This window comes from Lacinutrix gracilariae, assembly GCF_042684485.1.
Lineage (GTDB): Bacteria > Bacteroidota > Bacteroidia > Flavobacteriales > Flavobacteriaceae > Oceanihabitans > Oceanihabitans gracilariae.
In genome coordinates, this window is record NZ_JBHULM010000011.1 from 1,193,993 (window position 1) to 1,216,561 (window position 22,569).

At 32.9% G+C, this 22,569-nt stretch carries 10 protein-coding genes; 7 read left to right on the forward strand and 3 right to left on the reverse strand.

The window, feature by feature from the left end; genetic code table 11:
* Positions 1-149: 149 nt before the first annotated feature.
* Genes glmS through ACFSSB_RS12310 form a run of 3 tightly spaced genes read right to left on the reverse strand, consistent with a single transcriptional unit; the run spans position 150 to position 4,419 of the window.
* Positions 150-1,997 carry a glutamine--fructose-6-phosphate transaminase (isomerizing) gene (glmS, locus tag ACFSSB_RS12300; RefSeq protein WP_379904658.1) on the reverse strand — a complete coding sequence of 616 codons (1,848 nt, stop codon included), beginning with the start codon at positions 1,995-1,997 and terminating at the stop codon, positions 150-152.
* Between the two features lie 7 nt (positions 1,998-2,004).
* Entirely contained in the window at positions 2,005-3,594 is a 1,590-nt protein-coding gene (locus tag ACFSSB_RS12305) for a DUF4270 domain-containing protein (protein WP_379904660.1), read from the reverse strand.
* A gap of 15 nt (positions 3,595-3,609) precedes the next feature.
* Positions 3,610-4,419, reverse strand: a complete 810-nt coding sequence (locus ACFSSB_RS12310; protein WP_379904662.1) for a glycogen/starch synthase — start codon at positions 4,417-4,419, stop codon at positions 3,610-3,612.
* 192 nt (positions 4,420-4,611) lie between these two features.
* Between ACFSSB_RS12310 and panC the strand changes: the two genes are divergently transcribed.
* From panC to ACFSSB_RS12345, 7 genes are all read left to right on the forward strand, one after another.
* Positions 4,612-5,460, forward strand: a complete 849-nt coding sequence (panC, locus tag ACFSSB_RS12315) for a pantoate--beta-alanine ligase (protein ID WP_379904664.1) — start codon at positions 4,612-4,614, stop codon at positions 5,458-5,460.
* Positions 5,461-5,473: 13 nt separating this feature from the next.
* On the forward strand, positions 5,474-5,824 hold the full coding sequence (gene panD, locus ACFSSB_RS12320; protein WP_203460240.1) for an aspartate 1-decarboxylase: 351 nt from the start codon (positions 5,474-5,476) through the stop codon (positions 5,822-5,824).
* Between the two features lie 129 nt (positions 5,825-5,953).
* Positions 5,954-7,102 carry an alpha/beta hydrolase gene (locus ACFSSB_RS12325; RefSeq protein ID WP_379904667.1) on the forward strand — a complete coding sequence of 383 codons (1,149 nt, stop codon included), beginning with the start codon at positions 5,954-5,956 and terminating at the stop codon, positions 7,100-7,102.
* An 87-nt stretch (positions 7,103-7,189) separates the two neighbouring features.
* Positions 7,190-8,548, forward strand: a complete 1,359-nt coding sequence (gene radA, locus ACFSSB_RS12330; protein ID WP_379904669.1) for a DNA repair protein RadA — start codon at positions 7,190-7,192, stop codon at positions 8,546-8,548.
* 176 nt (positions 8,549-8,724) lie between these two features.
* Positions 8,725-12,936: a LamG-like jellyroll fold domain-containing protein gene (locus ACFSSB_RS12335; RefSeq protein ID WP_379904671.1), complete on the forward strand. Its 4,212-nt coding sequence runs from the start codon at positions 8,725-8,727 to the stop codon at positions 12,934-12,936.
* 240 nt (positions 12,937-13,176) lie between these two features.
* The gene (locus ACFSSB_RS12340) at positions 13,177-16,761 is read left to right on the forward strand and encodes a LamG-like jellyroll fold domain-containing protein (RefSeq protein WP_379904674.1); all 3,585 of its coding nucleotides are present in this window, start codon (positions 13,177-13,179) and stop codon (positions 16,759-16,761) included.
* 269 nt (positions 16,762-17,030) lie between these two features.
* Positions 17,031-22,433 (forward strand): LamG-like jellyroll fold domain-containing protein, encoded by a 5,403-nt coding sequence (locus ACFSSB_RS12345; protein WP_379904676.1) that lies wholly within the window; start codon positions 17,031-17,033, stop codon positions 22,431-22,433.
* Positions 22,434-22,569: the final 136 nt, after the last annotated feature.

The following is a 22,569-nucleotide window of genomic DNA, read 5'->3' on the forward strand; positions in this document are numbered from 1 at the left end:
TTGAGCCAATATAAATAAATATTATGAAAACATTAAGAAGTTTTCTTAAAATTATGCGCGCATAATATTATTTTCTCAATTGAGATGGTCAAAATTTGAGAAATTCTTAAAATGTAACAAGTAAACTGAGGTTTACTAAAAAGCTTGTTTTATTCTACGGTAACTGATTTTGCTAAGTTTCTAGGTTGATCTACATTTTTATTTAACATTACTGCAATATGATAAGACAGTAATTGTAGCGGAATGGTTGTAAGTAAAGGTGTTAGAGACTCTAAAGTTTCAGGAACTTCAATAATGTGGTCTGCTAAATTTTTAACATTTGCATCACCTTCTGTAACAATACCAATTATTTTTCCAGCTCTTGATTTTATTTCTTCAATATTACTTACCACTTTTTCATAGTGTCCTTTATTTGTAGCAATAACAAATACAGGCATTTGCTCATCTATTAAAGCAATTGGCCCATGTTTCATTTCTGCAGCAGGATACCCTTCAGCATGTATGTAAGAAATCTCTTTTAGTTTTAATGCGCCTTCTAATGCAACAGGGAAGTTATATCCTCTTCCTAGATACAAGCAGTTTTTAGCATCTTTATAGGTTTTTGCAACATTTTGAATATGTTGGTCAGACTGTAATGCTTTTTGTACTTTTTCAGGAATTAATTCAAGTTCCTGTAAATGGTAATGGTAATTAGAATTTGATATTTTTCCTTTAACTTTTGCTAATTTTAAAGCAATTAAAGTTAATACAGTAATTTGCGTAGTAAATGCTTTTGTTGATGCTACACCAATTTCTGGTCCAGCATGTGTGTAAGCTCCTGCATGTGTTTCTCTGGCAATAGAAGAACCTACTACATTACAAACACCAAAAACAAAAGCGCCGTTTTGCTTAGCAAGTTTAATAGCAGCTAAGGTATCTGCTGTTTCTCCAGATTGCGATATTGCAATTACAACATCTTTATTGGTAATTACTGGATTTCTATATCTAAATTCTGAAGCGTATTCTACTTCAACAGGTATTCTTGCTAAGTCTTCAAAAATATACTCTGCAACTAAACCAGCGTGCCATGAGGTACCACAAGCAACAATAGTTATTTTGTCTGCATTTGTAAATTTTTCGATATTATCATCTATTCCAGACATTTTGATGATACCTTCTTTAGCTAAAAGGCGTCCTCTATAAGTGTCTCTTATGGCGTCTGGTTGTTCATGAATTTCTTTAAGCATGAAGTGTTCATAGCCTCCTTTTTCTATTTGTTCCAGATTCATTTGTAGTTCTTGAACATAAGGTGCTACTACAGTGTCATCTTTGATTTTTCTAATCTTAACGCCTTTTTTTATTCTAACAATAGCCATTTCTTCATCTTCTAAATAGATGGCATTTTTAGTATATTCAATAAAAGGTGAAGCATCACTTGCAATAAAAAATTCATCTTCACCAACACCTATTGCTAAAGGGCTTCCTAAACGAGCTATAACAATTTCGTCTGGTTTGTTTCTATCAAATACAGCAATGGCATACGCACCCACTACTTGGTTAAGGGCAATTTGTACTGCTTTACCTAGCTTAATGTTTTCTTTTAATTTTATATCTTCAATAAGGTTTATTAAAACCTCTGTATCTGTATCTGATTTAAAGGTATAGCCTCTTTTTGTTAATTCTTTTTTTAGTGCAGCGTAATTTTCTATAATACCATTATGTATAATTACTAAATCGCCAGAGTTAGAACAGTGTGGATGCGAGTTTACATCATTAGGTATACCATGTGTTGCCCAACGTGTGTGGCCTATACCTAAATTGCCAGTTGTAGTTATTTCTGCTTCTAGCTTTTTTTGTAAATCTGCTACTTTTCCTTTTGTTTTAGATATTTTCAGGTTTTTGCCATCAAAAAGGGCTATTCCTGCACTGTCATACCCTCTGTATTCTAAACGTTTTAGTCCTTCAAGAATAATTGGATATGCTTTTCTATGACCTATGTAACCTACTATACCACACATAAAAAAATTAGTTTTCTAGTTCTGAATAAAAAATTTCTAATTGTACTCTGTTTTCTTCTGCAACATTTTCATTACTACCATGTAGTACAGTTCCTTTTGGAGACATTACTGTACCTGATGTTAATTTATCATCGCTATCTAAAGTACTGTATTGTAAAATCTCGTTAATATTAGTGGTTACCATTAACCCTAATTTTAGATTTGTAGAATCTCTTAAAAGAATGTTGTTTAAATGTTCTGTTAATCGGATTTTATATTTTACTCCATGATTATCACTATCTCTATCTAGAATTGTAGAGTGGTATTCAATAGAATATTCTGGGTTAGAAGTATCTGGAAGGTCTAAAAAATAATCCACAACAGGAACATTGTTTTTTAAGTCGTAAATGATAACTCTATTTGGTTCTTGTTCCTCATTTAAACCAGCAGTCTGGTCTACATGAAAAACTAAGTTTGCTTCATTAATAAGACGTTGTTCTTTATAGGTTGCAATAAAATTGTCATACGTATCTGATAAACCATCATTATCTGTATCAGGTCCACCAAATAAATCAACTACAGCCATAGCACCTTCTCCACCTTTTAGGTATAATTTTTCATTACCTTCTATTGGGTCTGCAGCAGCATCTGCGTCTGCTAAAGTTGTTACTGAAGCATCGTTTTCTAGTATGTTTAAACGGTTACCTGAAAAATTCATTTCTAGAGTTTGCTCTTCTCTTACAGGGTTACCATCATCATCTAACTCATCTGTTTCGTTGGTGTAGTTAAACTCAATGGTTGCGTTACTAAAATCAAGCATTACCATGTTTCCTTCTGTAGCACCATCAGCTAAAGATGCCTTAAAGTAAAGGCCTCTAAAGTAATTTTTAAAGTTATTGTCATTACTTAATTCAGACATACCTTCTTTTGAAAAAATTAAATCTTCCCAAAATCCATTTACATTATTTAACTCTTGTCTAAATCGTGGCGTTAATTTTTCTTCTTCATCCGTTTCGTCATTTAAAGTGATTTCTGAAGGACTTGGTATAAATTCATCCGTTTCAAATAGAGGTTCACCTGTATGATTATCAAAGTTTATAGTTGCATTAGCGTTAGAATAATAGGTTTCGTATTCTTCTATATTTTCTGCGTTATAATCTTTTAAGAAATAATTGTTTTGATATATAGATAATTTTATTGGTGTGTCACCATATAAAGAATCTTGTTGTGTTATGGTATATGTAGTTTCGCCATCAACCGTTTCTCCAGCAGTAGAAAAATAAGGTATAGATAAAATTACTGATTCTAATTCTGGTTCGTCACCAAAGTCAGGATCATATGTAGAAAGTGAAACTTGAGAAACCACACTAGCTGTAGTTAAGCCATATATATCATCTTTATAAACTCCTAATAAGTTAGAAGATAATCCGTTAGTTTGAACAGGATTGAATTTTTTAGTATATGCTATAACAGGAAATTTTTCAGAATCTGTAGAAAAATTCTGCGCTCCTTGAATATCACTATCTAAGGTTGAAAAGTCTTTATCACAAGCTACAAACGCCATTGTAATTAGTGAGAGTACACTTGTTAGTTTAAGGGCTTTAATTGTCTTCTTCATAGTAATTTGATGCTGTTAGCTTAAAACTTTTGTGTTATAAAAATTTGTATAAGCTTCGCTAAACTCATCTTTTGTTTTGTATTCTAATACAGGTTTTTCAGATTCTTCTAAATGTTTTTCTATGCCTTCTGGTAATTCTTCAGACCCAACGATTAAGGCATCAGAATAATCAATAGCTACTTTCATTAAGTTTACAAAACTTGGTTTTTCTAGCGTTTCTATTGCGCTACCATCTATGTTATCAAACTTAACTTTGTTAGACATGTCTTTATTTAACGTTCCTTCAAAGTTTTGATTGTAAATAGAGGTAACTATTTTACTTTCATTAAATAAAGGCTCGTCTTTGTAATATTCTTTAAGATATAATGGCAATAAAGAAGCTAGCCAACCATGAACATGAATAATATCTGGTGACCAGTTTAATTTTTTAACCGTTTCTATTACTCCTTTGGCAAAGAAAATAGCTCGTTCATCATTATCTGGAAATAATTTTCCGTCTTCATCAGTTAAAGTTGCTTTACGTTTAAAATATTCATCATTATCAATAAAATATACTTGAATACGCTCTTTTGGTATAGATGCAACTTTTATAATTAGTGGCATGTCTAAATCATTAATTACTAAATTAATTCCAGAAAGTCTTATTACTTCGTGTAATTGGTGTCTTCTTTCATTAATATTTCCATATCTAGGCATGAATATTCTAATCTGACCACCTTGTTGGTTTACCATTCGAGGAGTCTCGAACGACATTGAAGAAATTTCAGTTTCTGGTAAATAAGGTACTACCTCAGATGATACATACAATATCCTCTTATCTTTCATATAGTTGTTTTTAATGTGTTTCGCGTTTTTTTATTCTATTGTAAGCTTTAGTTGTGTTTAAAAGCTGTAAAAAGCTTCATTTACATACTAGTTACTTTTAAAAATTCAAAATAAAAAACACGCAAAAATACAAAATTTTATGCAGTCTGCGAGTAAAATCTTAAGTTTGCACGCGTTAATTTTTTATTAATAATGAAGATATTTTCAGAAATAAAACAAATTACAAAAGTTATTAAGCAGTTAAAGCTTGATAATCAAAAGGTTGGGTTTGTTCCAACTATGGGAGCATTACATGCTGGACACTTATCTTTAGTGTCTAAAGCTTTAGCTGAGAATGATGTAGTTGTGGTAAGTATTTTTGTAAATCCTACCCAATTTGATAATGTAGAAGATTTAGAAAAATACCCACGAACTTTAGAAAAAGATGCCACATTATTAAAAACATTGTCTAGTGATATTTTAATTTATGCACCTACAGCAAATGATATTTATCAAAATAATGTGGTTTCACAACATTTTGATTTTGATGGTTTAGAGCATGAAATGGAAGGTAAATTTAGAGCAGGTCATTTTGACGGTGTAGGTACTATTGTAAAACGTTTGTTTGAGATTGTTACTCCAGATAATGCTTATTTTGGTGAAAAAGATTTTCAGCAACTAGCAATCATTAAAAAACTGGTAGAAAAACAGGCTATTCCTGTTAAAATTACAGGATGTGATATTCATAGAGAGGCTAATGGTTTAGCGATGAGTTCTAGAAATACAAGGCTAAAACCTGCGTATGCCAAAGTAGCTCCTTTTATTTATAAAACATTACAGACTGCCAAAGTAAAGTTTGGCACAGAAAGTGCTACTAAAGTAACAGAATGGGTGACTAAGCAATTTGCAAAACATGATTTATTAGTATTAGAATATTTTATTATTGCAGATGTAGAAACCCTAAAGACAGTTAAAAGAAAATCTAACAAAAAAAAATACAGAGCGTTTATAGCAGTTTATGCTGATGATATTAGATTAATAGATAATATCGCGCTAAATTAATTATCTTTGCCAAATGCAAATACAAGTAGTAAAATCGAAAATTCACAGGGTTAAGGTTACAGGAGCAGACCTTAATTATATTGGTAGTATCACTATTGATGAGGATTTAATGGATGCAGCCAATATTATTCAAGGTGAAAAAGTACAGATTGTAAATAATAATAATGGGGCTCGATTAGAAACCTATGCAATTCCTGGTCCTAGAAATTCTGGTGAAATCACATTAAATGGTGCAGCAGCTAGATTGGTATCTCCAGGAGATGTGCTTATATTAATTACTTATGCTTTTATGAAACTTAAAAAAGCAAAAACATTTAAGCCAGCTTTAGTTTTTCCTGATGAAGCAACAAACCTATTAAAATAAAGGTTTCACAACAAAAATATATTAAAAAAGAACTCTCCAATTATGGAGAGTTTTTTTTATTGTTTTTTCTAGCATACAACAGAAAAAAAATATTTGTAACTTGCATTTTAAATTCTCAAAAACGCAAAAATGAAGGCATTAATCTACGCAATACTCTTACTTTTTACATTTCAATTTACACAGGCACAAGTACAATACGAAACTATAGATTCGCAAAAGCTGAATGATATACGCCAAATAAAAGTGCAGTTACCAAGAGGATATGATGAAGATACCAATAAAAACTACCCTTTAATTGTGGTTTTTGATGGAGATTATATGTTTGAAATAGTTGCAGGTAATGTAGATTACTATTCTTACTGGGAAGACATGCCAGAAGCAATTGTTGTTGGTGTAAACCAATCAAAAACTAGAAGCGAAGATACCAATTACTCTGAGCAAAGTTCTATGCCAATAGATACAGGAGCAGATTTTTTTGAGTTTGTAGGTATGGAGCTTCTGCCATATATAGAAAAAACATACCGAACAGAAAATTTTAACGTAGCCATTGGTCATGGTGAAACAGCAAATTTTATTAACTCTTTTCTGTTTAAAGCTTCCCCTTTATTTCAGGCTTATATAAGTATAAGTCCAGATTTAGCAACAAATATGAAAACCTATTTGCCGGAAAGACTAAAAAGTTTTGAAAACAAACTATTTTACTACCTAGCAACATCTACAAATGATGTAAAATTTATAAAAGAAAAAACAGAAGCATTAAACTTAAATTTAACTGCGCTAGATAATAAAAATGTACTTTACAATTTTGATGTTTTTGAAGGTCCTTCGCATTACGCCTTACCAGCACATGCAGTGCCAAAAGCTTTAGAGAGTATTTTCTTGGTGTACCAGCCTATTAGTAAAAAAGAGTACAGAGAAACCATACTAAAGTTAGAAGGTTCTCCTGTTACCTATTTGTTAGAAAAGTATCAGACTATTGAGGATTTATTCGGAATAAAAAAGCCAATACTTGTAAATGATTTTAAAGCTATTGCAGCAGCAATCAACAAAAGTGAGCAATATAATTACTACGAAGAGTTAGGAAAATTAGCACGTAAGCAATATCCTGAAACTATGTTAGGAAACTATTATATGGCGCGTTTTTATGAAGAAACCAATGATCCTAAAAAAGCAATGAAAACCTATCAATCTGCTTATATGCTAGAAGAAATAGCAGGATTATCAAAAGATTTAATGCTAGAAAAATCAGATGCTATTAAAGCAGATTTTGGGTATTAAATTATAATTTCAAAAACTTTTTGAGGTTTTAACAAAGAATCATTTTATCAGTAATTAATAAAATTTCCGTTTACACGGAAAGTGAGCATGGCTAAAGTAAAAACAACTTTTTTTTGTCAAAACTGTGGTAGTCAATTTGCTAAATGGCAAGGACAATGTACCTCTTGTAAAGAATGGAATACTATTGCTGAAGAAGTATTACAAAAGCCAGAAAAAAGTAGCTGGAAATTAGAAAGTCCTACTGTGCAAAAAAGCGCAAAACCATTAAAAATTAATGAAATTGACGCGTCGCATGATGCAAGGTTAGATACCATAGACAAAGAGTTTAACAGAGTGCTTGGTGGAGGTATTGTTCCTGGTTCCTTAATTCTTTTAGGAGGAGAGCCAGGTATAGGAAAAAGTACCTTATTACTTCAAATAGCATTAAAACTTCCTTATAGTACTTTGTATGTTTCTGGAGAAGAAAGCCAGAAGCAAATAAAAATGCGAGCAGAACGCATTAATCCCAATAGTAATAACTGTTATATTTTAACCGAAACAAAAACGCAAAACATCTTTAAGCAAATATCTTCACTGCAACCAGATGTGGTAGTTGTAGATTCTATACAAACCTTACATAGTGAATATATAGAGTCTTCTGCAGGAAGTATTTCGCAAATAAAAGAGTGCACTACAGAACTTATTAAGTTTGCAAAAGAAACTGCAACACCTGTAATTTTAATAGGTCATATTACAAAAGATGGAAATATTGCTGGACCAAAAATATTAGAACATATGGTAGATACTGTGCTTCATTTTGAAGGAGACAGAAATCATATTTTTAGAATATTAAGAGCTAATAAAAATAGGTTTGGTTCTACCAATGAGCTTGGTATTTATGAAATGCAAGGTTCTGGTTTAAGAGAGGTAACTAACCCATCAGAAATACTAATTTCTAAAAATGACGAAGAACTAAGTGGTAATACCATTGCTGCTACTATTGAGGGTTTACGTCCTTTGTTAATAGAAATTCAAGCACTTGTTAGTACTGCTGTGTATGGTACACCACAAAGAAGCACAACAGGGTTTAATGCCAAAAGACTAAATATGCTTTTAGCGGTTTTAGAAAAACGTGCAGGTTTTAGATTAGGAGCTAAAGATGTGTTTTTAAATATTACAGGAGGAATTTCTGTAGACGATCCTGCTTTAGATTTAGCAGTAGTTGCAGCTATATTGTCTTCTAATGAAGATGTGGCAATACCTAAAGACTATTGTTTTGCTGCAGAGGTTGGTCTTTCTGGAGAAATAAGACCAGTTCAAAGAGTGGAGCAACGTATTTTAGAAGCCGAAAAATTAGGTTTTTCTAAAATTTTTGTATCCAAATACAATAAGATTTCTATCCAACCTCAAGGAATTAAAATACAATTGGTTTCTAAAATCGAAGATTTAGTTTTTCAGCTTACTTAGTGTTGTAATTGATTGTAAATAAGAATTTTAAACTTTAAAATTAAGGTTTTTCTTACTTTTTTGTGTTTTTCGACGGAAAACAGCAGTATTTCATCGAATAAACAGAGAAAAAAGACGCGATTATATTTTAGTTATCTAGTTTTAAGTAGATTACAACCCCAATAATCTACCAAATTATGATTAAGAACCTACTACACTTCATGGTGTGCTGTATTTTAAGTACTCCAATATTAGCTCAAACAAATGCACCAAGTATTCAGTCTGGTGTAAGTTTTCAATGGAGCGATACGCAAACAAATTATAATCAACCCGCTACAATAGAAAGTATTACTGTTAATGGTAATGTTTATTTAAATTTTGGAGTGCCAACTGGGTATGAATTAACACAGCCTGGTCCTAATGCACAATCAAATAATACTATTAGGCTTAATAGCTCTATAGTAGAAAGTACTAGTGCTAGTCCAACATGGGATGCAACAGCATTAGAGGCTTTTCAATCCTTAAATCTTAATTACTATTTTGCTGCTAATTATAATGGTGAAGAAATGTGCAATGACTTTGTTGCTGAAAATAGTACAAATGCACAAAGGGCAACCTTAACATATGAAGGTGGTATTGTCGCTAGTTCTAGTGGTGTAATTGCTATAACAGAGCAAAATGCAAATAACTGTTATCATATAGAGTTTTTTGGAATACCAGTTGGTGGAGTATCAGAACAGTCTTTAGGAGAAACTTTTGTTAATAAAGGTGGAACAGAATGGGGTTATGGTGGTACAGGAAGTAGTGGTAATTTAGGTACTCCTGGTGCTGTAAATTCACCTCCTGCAGGTTCTGATTATTGGCTTAGTGATCGTGTTGTTTTAAATAGAGCGACTTTAGGTATTGCAATATTTTATTTAGATGACATTGCGCCTACAGGATCAACCATTACTAGAGCAACATTAACTGCTGCAACTTATGATAATGGAGATGGTAAAATGTTTATTTTAACCTTACCAGACAATGACAAAGACGGACTTAGTGATGTCGATGATTTAGATGATGATAATGATGGAATAACCGATATTGTAGAATCTGGAGGAATTGATCCTTCTGCAGATCACGATCTTGATGGAATACCTAATTATAAAGATGTCAATTTTTGTACCTTAAATAGTTTTGGTATTTGTGCTAATTTAGATTTTGATAACGATGGTGTGCCTAATCATTATGACTTAGATAGTGATAATGATGGTATTTTTGATGTTGTAGAATCTGGAGGAACAGATGCTAATAACGATGGTTATGCAGATGGTGCAGAAGGTTTAACGCCTTCTACTATGGGTATTCCTACTTCTGCTGGTACAGGAACAATTCCAATAAATACAGATAATTCAGGAAATGATAACTTTTTAGATATTGATAGTGATGATGATGGTATACCAGATAATATAGAAGCACAATCAACATTTACTTATGTTAGTCCGTTATATTCTGTTAATTCTTATAATGGAGTAGATACAACATATGCAACAGGATTAACTGTAGAAGATACAGATGGTGATGGTATTCCTGATTATATCGATAGTGATTCTGATAATGATGGTGTTCCAGATATTAAAGAAAATGGAATGGCTAATGTGTTAAGCGGAAGTGATTCTGATAATGATGGTCTTGATGATATATTTGAAACCTCAGGAACAAATGATGCTATTTGGGATGCTAATGAAGCAATTGAAAACCCAATAGATTTGTCTGTACTACCAGATAATGATGGTGATTTGTTTACAGGAGGCGATTTAGATTATCGTGATTTATTTGATGTAAATCCGCCAGTATCTGCAACTTTAGATTTTGATGGTGTAGATGATTATTTAACAGGTAATAGCCTTGTTAATGGCTTAGGTGAAGTTACTATCATGGCTTGGATAAAAATAGATGCATCAAATGCTGGGACAACAAATAATACAATTGCAGGAGAAGATGTTTCTTGTAGATTATATGTGCAAAATGGTAACAAGTTAGTATTTGGTACAAGAACCACTGCAGGAACCACAAATGTTGTAAATGGAATAAATGTAGCTTATGATGAATGGCACCATATAACAGGAACATTTTCAGGAGCAACAGGAACCCAAGCTATTTATGTAGACGGAGTAAAACGTACTACCACTACTACAGGAACTCAAATAGGACAAACTATAGCGTGTACAGGTAGTTGGAATGGTAATTTTGAAATAGGAAGGTTGTCAAGAAATACAACAAATAAGCAATATTTTAAAGGAGATATAGATGAAGTAAGAGTATTTGATAGCGCCTTAACCGAAGATCAGATACAACGTATGGTGTATCAAGAAATAAAAAATGAATCTGGAAAAGTAAGAGGAACAGTTATACCAAAAGATATTGTAGATATTTCTACCGGAAATACTGTGTCATGGAGTGATTTAATAGCTTACTATTCGATGACAGATATTAAAAACAGTACCACAGCAGATTATTCTAGTAATGATAATACTTTATACTTAAAAAATATTAGAACTATTCAAGAGCAAACAGCGCCAATGCCATATGAAACAGTTAATAATGGAGATTGGACAAGTGAGTCTACTTGGTTGCATGGTAATGTTTGGGATATTGAAGACGTTGCTAATAATAAAGATTGGAGTATTGTACAAATTAAAAATAATGTAGATGCAGCGCATGCTGTAAAAAACATAGGATTATTTGTAGATACTAATAAAACTTTTACCGTAAACGGAGATAATCAAGTAAATAATAGCTGGTATTTAGAGCTAGATGGAGCCTTAGATCTAAAAGAAGATTCGCAATTAATACAAGGTGCTAATAGTGACTTGGTGACTTCGGCAAACGGAAAAATATTAAGACGCCAAGAAGGAGCTTCTAGTTACTATTGGTATAACTATTGGGCATCACCAGTAGGGCAAACAGGAGTTACGAGCTTGTCTGATAATAATGCTGCTGCTAACAATGCGAATAACACAAGCTTTAGTATTAATATGCTAAAAAAAGGAGATGGAAGTGCTATTCAATTTATAAGTGGAAATCACCAAACCGATAGGTTAAGTACAAGATGGATGTATACGTATCAAAACGGTGTAACCTATTATGATTGGGGAAGCGTAAACCAAACCACAGCCATTAATCCAGGAGTAGGATATATTCATAAAGGAATGGGAGTTGGTACAGAGCAACAATATTTATTTGAAGGAAAACCTAATAATGGAACAATAAAATTAAGCGTAGCAGATGTAGGTGGAGAAGGATCTGGACCAGGAGTGTCTAAAACCGAATATTTACTAGGTAATCCATATGCTTCAGCAATCGATATTCATAAGTTTTTAGAGGATAATGCCTCTGTGTTAGAAGGAAGTATTCAGCTTTGGCAACAATGGGATGGAGTATCTCATGTAACTACAGAGTATGAAGGTGGTTATGCGCAGGTAAACAAAACAGGAAGTGTACGCGCTTATCAATTTGAAGGAGGAACAGGAGGAAACAATGGTTCTCTAGACGGAACCAAACTACCAACCAAGTATTTGCCAGTAGGACAAGGTTTTATGGCAGAAATAAAAAACAATGGTACAGTAGTATTTAAAAATAGCCAACGTGTATTTGTAAAAGAAGCAGATGCAGATGGTACAGAAAACAATGGTTCTGCGTTTTTTAGAAGCACAGATCAAGTCTCTTATGGACCAAGCATGCAAAAACTACGTTTAGAGTTTAATGCCTTAGATGGTCAAGCTACTAAAAGAGAATTGCTATTAGGATTTAGTAATATAACCACAGATGCTTATGATTATGGTTACGAAGCCAAAAACACAGACAACAATCACGATGATTTAAACCTAATGTTAGATGGAGAATACATGACCATTCAATCTTATGCAGAAATCACAGATGATAAAGTGGTGCCATTAGCCCTAAAAACATCAGGAAACAATAGTTATAGTATTAAGTTAACCGAAACAATAAACATAGCAGAAGATCAAGAAGTATATTTACGTGATAATTTAACTAATGTGTACTATAATTTACGTCAAGACACTGCGTATACCTTTACCTCTACAGCAGGAGTATTTAATGATCGTTTTGAAATTGTGTTTTCAAGCCAAACGCTAAGTACAGAAGAGGTTACTGTAAACAACAATACAGTAATTTATTACAATAATAATAGTAGTTTGTTGTATGTAAAGGGGTTAGATACTACTGTAAGCAATTTGCAATTAATTAATATGTTAGGGCAAACCGTTTATGCTAAAGCAAGTGTGTCTAACACTAGTCTAGAAAACGGACTGCCAATACCTGCACTAGGAACCGGAATATACATAGTAAGTATAAAAACAGAAGACCATCAAACAATAGAAAAAAAGATAGTTGTAGAGTAATTAACGTCTACACAAGAATCAAAAAAAAAGCCAAAACATAAGTTTTGGCTTTTTTTGTGCTTTTTAAGGGTTTTTTTGGTGTAATGCGCTAGTTTACAATGTATTTCGTCGGATTTTTCTGCTAACCAAAGCGGTTTAAAGGATTTTATGTGTTAGTAATCGAAAAAAATAGCTAACATTTTGTTTTTCAATGGTTAACGTATAGATTTGATTACGTTTAGATCCCAAATCTATCACATTATGAAAAATAAGCTACTTCTAGTTATTGTGTTGTTTGCAACACAATTTATTTCCGCTCAAACTTGCAACGGAATAACATTTAATTCGCCTGGTGCGCCAACAACTTCAACGTATACCTATACAGCTTCTGGATGGTACAATTTTTTAGGACTACCAACTTTTGCACCAACACACATTCAGTCATCACAATCTGTACGTATTCTTGCAGATAATTCTTCTGACGATTTTGGAAATATCAAAGGAACTTTTTACGTTGCTCCAGGAGTAACGTATTCTGGTAATGTAAACTCGTTAAATTCAGGAACATTAATTGTTGAAGGAAATGTTACTTTTAACAATGCGCCTACGGCAAGTTCAACTACAATTTATGTGCATGATACAGGTGTGCTTAACTTTTCAGGGAGCTTATTGCCTGGAGGTTTTACAGAGTCACATAATACAGGTATTATCAATGTTGGAGGAGCATTTGCAATAGGTGGTAATGTTGTGTTTTATAACTATTCAGATTCTAAAATGATTATACAAGGGGATACACATATTGCTAATGATTTTTATAATTGTGGATTATTAGAAGTTGAAGGTGATTTTTCTGGAGGAGGAACAAGTGGTTTGGTAAATAGTTGTACAACTTATATACATGAAAATTTTGATATTAACGCGACGTTTACAAATGATGGATTGTTAGTTATAGATGGAAGTATAGATTTTGATGTTCATGATTTTGTTAATAATTTTATCTTAATAGTAAATAATATTTATTTGAATAATAATGATCTGATTGGAAATAATGAAACCTCTATGTTAATTGTAAGAAATCAGGCTGAGTTAATCTCTGGTGCTTCAATTACAGGGCATTATTATTATGATGTAGATGATGGAGGAGGGTTTGATGTCGCTTGTCCTTCGTGTACAGAGCAAGTGGATACTCTAATAGATGTAGATATTCCTGTTTTAATTGATGAATTAGTTGAAGATTGTGGAGCTAGTTTAGTTCCAGAATCTCCAGAACCTATTGCTACTTTAGATTTTGATGGTGTAGATGATTATTTGTCTACAAATGCTTTTCTTGATGGTTTAAGTGAAGTTACTATTATGGCTTGGGTTAAAATAGATCCTACAAGTGCAGGTACTTCATATGCAACTATTGCAGGAGAAGATGTTTCTTGTAGATTATATGTACAAAATGGTAACAAGTTAGTGTTTGGTACAAGAACTACTGCAGGTACAACAAATATTGTAAATGGAATAAATGTTGCTTATAATGAATGGCATCATGTTACCGGAACTTTTTCTGCTACAACAGGAATGCAAACAGTTTATGTTGATGGAGAGAAAAGCGATTCAAAATATTTAACAAGTCAGATTGGGCAAGTTATACAAGCTTCTGCAAGTTCTAATGGTGCTTTTGAAATTGGAAGATTTTCTAACAACGCTTCAGATAAGCAATATTTTAATGGGGAAATAGATGAGGTACGTGTGTTTGATAGCGCTTTAACCGAAGATCAGATACAACGTATGGTATATCAAGAAATAAAAAATGAATCTGGAAAAGTAAGAGGAACAGTTATACCTAAAGATATTGTAGACATTTCTTCTGGAAATACTGTGTCATGGAATAGTCTATTAGCGTACTATCCGATGACAGATATAATATCTTTTAAAAGAACTAAAGACTATTCGTTAAATAATCGTTATACAACATTAAATAACATTACAAGTATTCAAGAGCAAACAGCTCCAATGCCATATGAAACAGTTAGTAATGGAGATTGGGCAAGTGAGTCTACTTGGTTGCATGGTAATGTTTGGGATATTGAAGATGTTGCTAATAATAAAGATTGGAGTATTGTATATATTAAAAACAATGTAGATGCAGCGCATGCTGTAAAAAACATAGGATTATTTGTAGACACTAATAAAACTTTTACCGTAAACGGAGATAATCAAGTAAATAATAGCTGGTATTTAGAGCTAGATGGAGCCTTAGATTTAAAAGAAGATTCGCAATTAATACAAGGTGTTAATAGTGACTTGGTGACTTCGGCAAACGGAAAAATTTTAAGACGTCAAGAAGGAGCTTCCAGTTACTATTGGTATAACTATTGGGCATCACCAGTAGGGCAAACAGGAGTTACGAGTTTGTCTGATAATAATGCTGCTGCTAACAATACAAATAACACAAGCTTTAGTATTAATATGCTAAAAAAAGGAGATGGTAGTGCTATTCAATTTATAAGTGGTAACCACCAAACGGATAGATTGAGTACAAGATGGATGTATACGTATCAAAACGGAGTAACCTATTATGATTGGGGAAGTGTAAACCAAACTACAGCAATCAATCCAGGAGTAGGATATATTCATAAAGGAATGGGAGTTGGTACAGAGCAACAATATTTATTTGAAGGAAAACCCAATAATGGAACAATAAAATTAAGCGTAGCAGATGTAGGCGGAGAAGGGTCTGGACCAGGAGTGTCTAAAACCGAATATTTACTAGGTAATCCATATGCTTCAGCAATCGATATTTATAAGTTTTTAGAGGATAATGCCTCTGTGTTAGAAGGAAGTATTCAGCTTTGGCAACAATGGGATGGAGTATCTCATGTAACTTCAGAATATGAAGGTGGTTATGCGCAAGTAAACAAAACAGGAAGCGTACGCGCTTATCAATTTGAAGGAGGAACAGGAGGGCACAATGGTTCTCTAGACGGAACCAAACTGCCAACCAAATATTTGCCAGTAGGACAAGGTTTTATGGCAGAAATAAAAAACAATGGTACAGTAGTGTTTAAAAATAGCCAACGTGTATTTGTAAAAGAAGCAGATGCAGATGGTACAGAAACCAATGGTTCTGCATTTTTTAGAAGCACAGATCAAGTCTCTTATGGACCAAGCATGCAAAAACTACGTTTAGAGTTTAATGCTTTAGATGGTCAAGCCACTAGAAGAGAATTGCTATTAGGATTTAGTAATATAACCACAGATGCTTATGATTATGGTTACGAAGCAAAAAACACAGACAACAATCACGATGATTTAAACCTAATGTTAGATGGTGAATACATGACCATTCAATCTTATGCAGAAATCACAGATGATAAAGTGGTACCATTAGCCCTAAAAACATCAGGAAATAATAGTTATAGTATTAAGTTAACCGAAACAATAAACATGGCAGAAGATCAAGAAGTATATTTACGTGATAATTTAGCTAATGTGTACTATAATTTACGTCAAGACACTGCGTACACCTTTACCTCTACAGCAGGAGTATTTAATGATCGTTTTGAAATTGTATTTTCAAGCCAAACGCTAAGTACAGAAGAGGTGGCTGTAAACAATAATACAGTAATTTATTACAATAATAACAGTAGTTTGTTATATGTAAAAGGATTGCAAACGGAAGGCAGTAAAGTAAATGTCACCAATATGCTAGGTCAAAATGTATTTGCCAAAACCAATGTTTCTAATACTACATTAGAAAACGGACTGCCAATACATACATTAGCAACCGGAATATACATAGTAAGTATAAAAACAGAAGACCATCAAACAATAGAAAAAAAGATAGTTGTAGAGTAAATAACATCTACACAAGAATCAAAAAAAAGCCAAAACTTATGTTTTGGCTTTTTTTTGTGCTTTTAAATAAATTCCTTCACGAGAACACCTTAATTTTTTAAGTTTTCTGAGTGCTTTACAATACTTTTTTATTAATCCAATGCTGCTGAACGAATAGAAAATGCAATTAAACGAAACCTTTCTGTTATTCATCGATAAATTACTTCTTTAAGGTTCTTGTGAAGTAGTTTTGCAGTCCCTATATAATAAATTAAACTCAATTTTTAGTTATGAATAACTATTCTGCTAATTATATATTTAGTAAAGTTTTACTAAGTATTATATTTATGTTTGTCTTTAAAGTGTCTTTTGCTCAGTGTAACTATGATATAACCAATCTAGGAAATAATGATCTTGTTGCTTGGAATGGATTTCACATTTCTAATGTTACTATTAATGGAGATAATGCAACAGGAATAAACAATACAAATAACAATAGTCGTTATACAGATTTTACCAATCTTTCCGTAGATGTTACTGCTGGTAATACCTATAATTTTTCTATTAATAATGATAAAGGAGGTAATGCTTGGGGTGATGTTCAAATTAGAATTTGGATTGATTATAATAATGACGGTAACTATACGCAGGTTTTTAGTGATTATTATGAACAGGATTACGGGCCAACAACACATCAAGTGACAGGTAGTTTTACTGTAGATACAGCAGCAAGTACAGGTGCCGCAAAGCTAAGAATTCAAGCAGCATATTGCTCTACTTGTGGTGGTAGAGCTGTTTTATCAAGTGATGGTTGTGATTTTACCAATACGTACAGAGGAGATGTAGAAGATTATACATTAAATATTGGAAACGGTTCAATAGCTGCTGATCCTACCTACTGTGAGCCAGACCAAAGAGGAGATTGGAATACTTATTATATTACCAATGTTACTTTAGGAGAAATTAATAATACTACCTCAGGAACAGGAGGAGCCTATCAAGACTATACTGCAAATCAGGCATCTGTAATTGCAGGATCTACAGTTACAGGTAGTGTTACTGTTAGGCTAAATAGTAATAATCCAAAGGAGAGAGTTTTTGTTTGGGTAGACTTTAATCATAATGGTACTCTTGATGATGCAGGTGAGGAGTTTGAGTTTGATGTTGATGGAAGAAATAGTGTAGTTGTACCTATAAGTATTGATATTCCTAATGGATTATATTATGGAGATACTAGAATGCGAGTAGCTTTAGTTAGTGATGTTAGAGATGAATTTAGTCCTTGTAGAGCTGATTACGCCTCGGTAGAATTTGAAGACTACACCTTAAATATCATTAATGAGGCAGCCACACAAGATATAGCAGTGTCTGGTAATAGTGTAAATATTGTATCTGGAACTACAACAACTAGTACAGATAATTTTACCAATTTTAATATATATGATATCAATTCTGGAGCAGTAACTAGAACCTTTGTTTTAGAAAATACAGGTAATGCAGATTTAGTGTTAAATTCACCATATGTAAGTGTAGTGGGTGAAGCTTTTTCTGTAAACGCACAACCTGCATTAACCACTTTGTCCCAAGGACAGTCCACAACATTTTCTATAGCCTTTGATCCAGATGTTGTTGGGTCATACTCTGGAGTGGTTTCTATTTTATCAAATGATGTAGATGAAAACCCTTTTACCTTTGCGGTAGAAGGGGAAGGAGCACAAACTTTTCCAGATACAGATGGTGATGGTGTTCCTGATAATATAGATGTAGATGATGATAACGATGGGCTAACAGATGCTTATGAATCGTTAATATGTGCTAGTTATCCTAATGCTTCTACTACAGATCTTGTTTTTTTAAACGAAACTTTTGGTGCAGGAACAAATAGAATTCAAATTAATGGTAATTACTCAGGAGCAACCACTACTTATTGTTATGAGGATGGTACAGGTTCATGTTATTCAGGCAATAATGCAACAAGTGTAAATGACGGAGACTATACAGTATATCATACCATAACAGATGGTGACGGTGTAACAGAAGGTATTGATGTAGATATAGCAGATTGGGCAGAAGGTTATTGGTACACGGGAGGAGACCATACTAGTGGTGATGTAAATGGTAGAATGGCTATTTTTAATGCAGCAGAAGATCCAGGTGTTTTCTATAGACAAGAGGTGACAGGGGTAACAACGGGAGTACCAATACAGTTTGGTTTTTATGCTATAAATATTGATCGTATAGATGCTCCTGGTATAGATACTAGAAATAAACCAGATGTAACTATAACTATTTATGATGATCTTGGTAACGAAATAGCTTCACAGTCCTCAGGTTTAATTCCTGCAACAAGTCCTGCTGGTGACTGGGTAGAAGTTTCTGCTAGTTTTATTAGCTCTGTTTCACAATTTACGGTAGTATTAACCAACTCTCAATTAGGAGGATTAGGAAACGACTTAGCAATTGATGATATTTTTGTAAAACAAACACTTTGTGATTTAGATGCAGATGGTGTTGCAGATGTTGTTGATTTAGATAATGATAATGACGGAATTCCAAACGTAGTAGAGTTAGGATATATTGATGATAATTTAGATGCTACTGTATATAATGATGTAAACAATGTTTGGGTAGATGACAATGGTAACGGAATGCACGATGCTTATGAAGGATTAACAGCTTTAGATTCAGATGGTGATGGTGTACCAAATCATATCGATCTAGATAGTGATAATGATGGTGTTTTTGATAATGTAGAATATAATGGGTACGGAGATATTGATATAAATGGTGATGGTATAGGTAATGGTTCAGATTATCAAGATATAGTAGTTAATAATACCAATGATGATCAAGATGGTGATGGTATTTTACCATCTATAGATGATAATGATAACGATATTGATGGTGGTTTTGATACAGATCATGGTACATTTACCTATAACCAACCAATAGATTCAGATGGTGATGGTGTGCCAGATTACCTAGATATAGATAGTAATGATGCTAGTAATGATCCTTCTAACGGAACAGATATTAGTGAAACAATATATGCGTATTTAGATGCAGATAATGATGGTATTATTGATGGTGATACAGACGCAGATGCAGACGGATTATTAGATGCTTTTGATACAGATGATGCAAATTTTGGTTCTCCTAGAGATCTAGATGATTCGTATAGCCTTTTCTTTGATGGTCGTAATGATTATGTTGAAGATGTTAATGTTTTAACCAATGGAAATGCCTCTATTATGGCTTGGATAAAATCAGAAGGAGCTAATGCATTAAACACCAACAGAATTGTTGCAGGTCAAAACAACTTTTATTTAGTTGTTAATGATTCTAATAACGCTGTAACAGTAATGCTAAATGGTCGTGCTGTTATAACATCAACAGATTTAGTTGTAGATCATATCTGGACACATATTGCAGCAACAACAAACGGAAGTGAAACCATACTTTATGTAAATGGTGAAGCACAAGGAACTCCTTTAAGTTCTGGAGGTATTAATGCAGATGCTTCTAATTTTACAATAGGAAGACTTGCAAATACAGATGCAAACTATTTTCATGGTGAAATAGATGAGGTTAGAGTTTTTAATAGTAGCCTAACCGAAACAGAGATTCAAAGAACTGTATATCAGGAGCTAGAAGAAAACCAGAGCTTTAACCAAGGAAAAATAATTCCAAAAGATATTTCTGAAAATTCTATAGGAGCAAACTTGGTTCGCTATTATAAAATGGATGGCTATAAAGATGATATTACAGATAATAAAGTTACTCCAGCAATAGATCAAGTTAATGGAGCTAAACTATATAATATTAAGAAAATTTATTTCCAAACAGCTCCTTTACCATATCAAACGGTTGATGATGGAGATTGGTCAGAAGAAAAAATTTGGTTGTATGGAGATGTTTGGGATATCACAGATTATCAAAACAATAAAGATTGGAGTATTGTACACATTAAAAACAATGTAGATGCAGCACATGCTGTAAAAAACATAGGGTTATTAGTAGATAATGATAAAACTTTTACTGTAAATGGAGATAATCAAGTAAATAATAGCTGGTATTTAGAGTTAGATGGAGCCTTAGATTTAAAAGAAGATTCGCAACTAATACAAGGTGCTAATAGTGACTTGGTAACTTCTGCAAACGGAAAAATATTAAGACGCCAAGAGGGAGCTTCAAGTTACTATTGGTATAACTATTGGGCATCACCAGTAGGGCAAACAGGAGTGACTACTTTATCTAATAATAATGCTGCTGCTAACAATACAAATAACACAAGCTTTAGTGTTAATATGCTTAAAAAAGGAGATGGTAGTGCTGTTCAATTTATAAGTGGAAATCACCAAACCGATAGATTAAGTACAAGATGGATGTATACGTATCAAAACGGAGTAACCTATTATGATTGGGGAAGTGTAAACCAAACCACAGCCATTAATCCAGGAGTAGGATATATTCATAAGGGAATGGGGGTTGGTACAGAGCAACAATATTTATTTGAAGGAAAACCAAATAATGGAACCATAAAAATAAGTGTTTCCGATGTTGGAGGATTAGGATCCGTACCAGGAGTGTCAAAAACCGAATATTTACTAGGTAATCCATATGCTTCAGCAATTGATATTTATAAGTTTTTAGAGGATAATGCCTCTGTGCTAGAAGGAAGTATTCAGCTTTGGCAACAATGGGATGGAGCATCTCATGTAACTTCAGAATATGAAGGTGGTTATGCGCAAGTAAACAAAACAGGAAGCGTACGCGCTTATCAATTTGAAGGAGGAGTAGGAGGAAACAATGGTTCTCTAGACGGAACCAAATTACCAACCAAATATTTGCCAGTAGGACAAGGTTTTATAGCAGAAATAGAGAATAGTGGTACAGTAGTGTTTAAAAATAGCCAACGTGTATTTGTAAAAGAAGCAGATGCGGATGGTACAGAAGAAAATGGATCTGTGTTTTTTAGATCGTCAGCATCTAATGAAGAAGATATCATGCAAAAACTACGTTTAGAGTTTAATGCTTTAGATGGTCAAGCTACTAAAAGAGAACTGTTGTTAGGTTTTAGTGGTTATACTACAGATGCTTATGATTATGGTTACGAAGCAAAAAATACAGACGACAATCACGATGATTTAAACCTAATGTTAGATGGAGAATACATGACCATTCAATCTTATGCAGAAATTACAGATGATAAAGTGGTACCATTAGCTCTAAAAACATCAGGAAACAATAGTTATAGTATTAAGTTAACCGAAACAATAAACATAACAGAAGATCAAGACGTGTATTTACGTGATAATTTAACTAATGTGTACTATAATTTACGTCAAGACACTGCGTACACCTTTACTTCTACAGCAGGAGTATTTAATGATCGTTTTGAAATTGTGTTTTCAAACCAAACGCTAAGTACAGAAGAGGTGACTGTAAACAACAATACAGTAATTTATTACAATAATAATAGTAGTTTATTGTATGTAAAGGGGTTAAATAATACTGTAAGCAATTTGCAATTAATTAATATGTTAGGGCAAACTGTTTATGCTAAAACAAGTGTGTCTAATACTGCTCTAGAAAACGGACTACCAATACATACATTAGCAACCGGTATTTATATAGTAAAGTTAAAAACAGAAAATAACAATACCATAGATAAAAAGATTGTTGTGGAGTGATTTTCTTTTAAGATGAAACAGAAATAAAAAGATATGCTTTGTCTTTGGTTTACATTAGCTAAAATCACAAAAAAGGATGATGCAACATGCTTATATTAAATAGCTGTTAAAACTAAGTTTTTGGCTAACATTAATC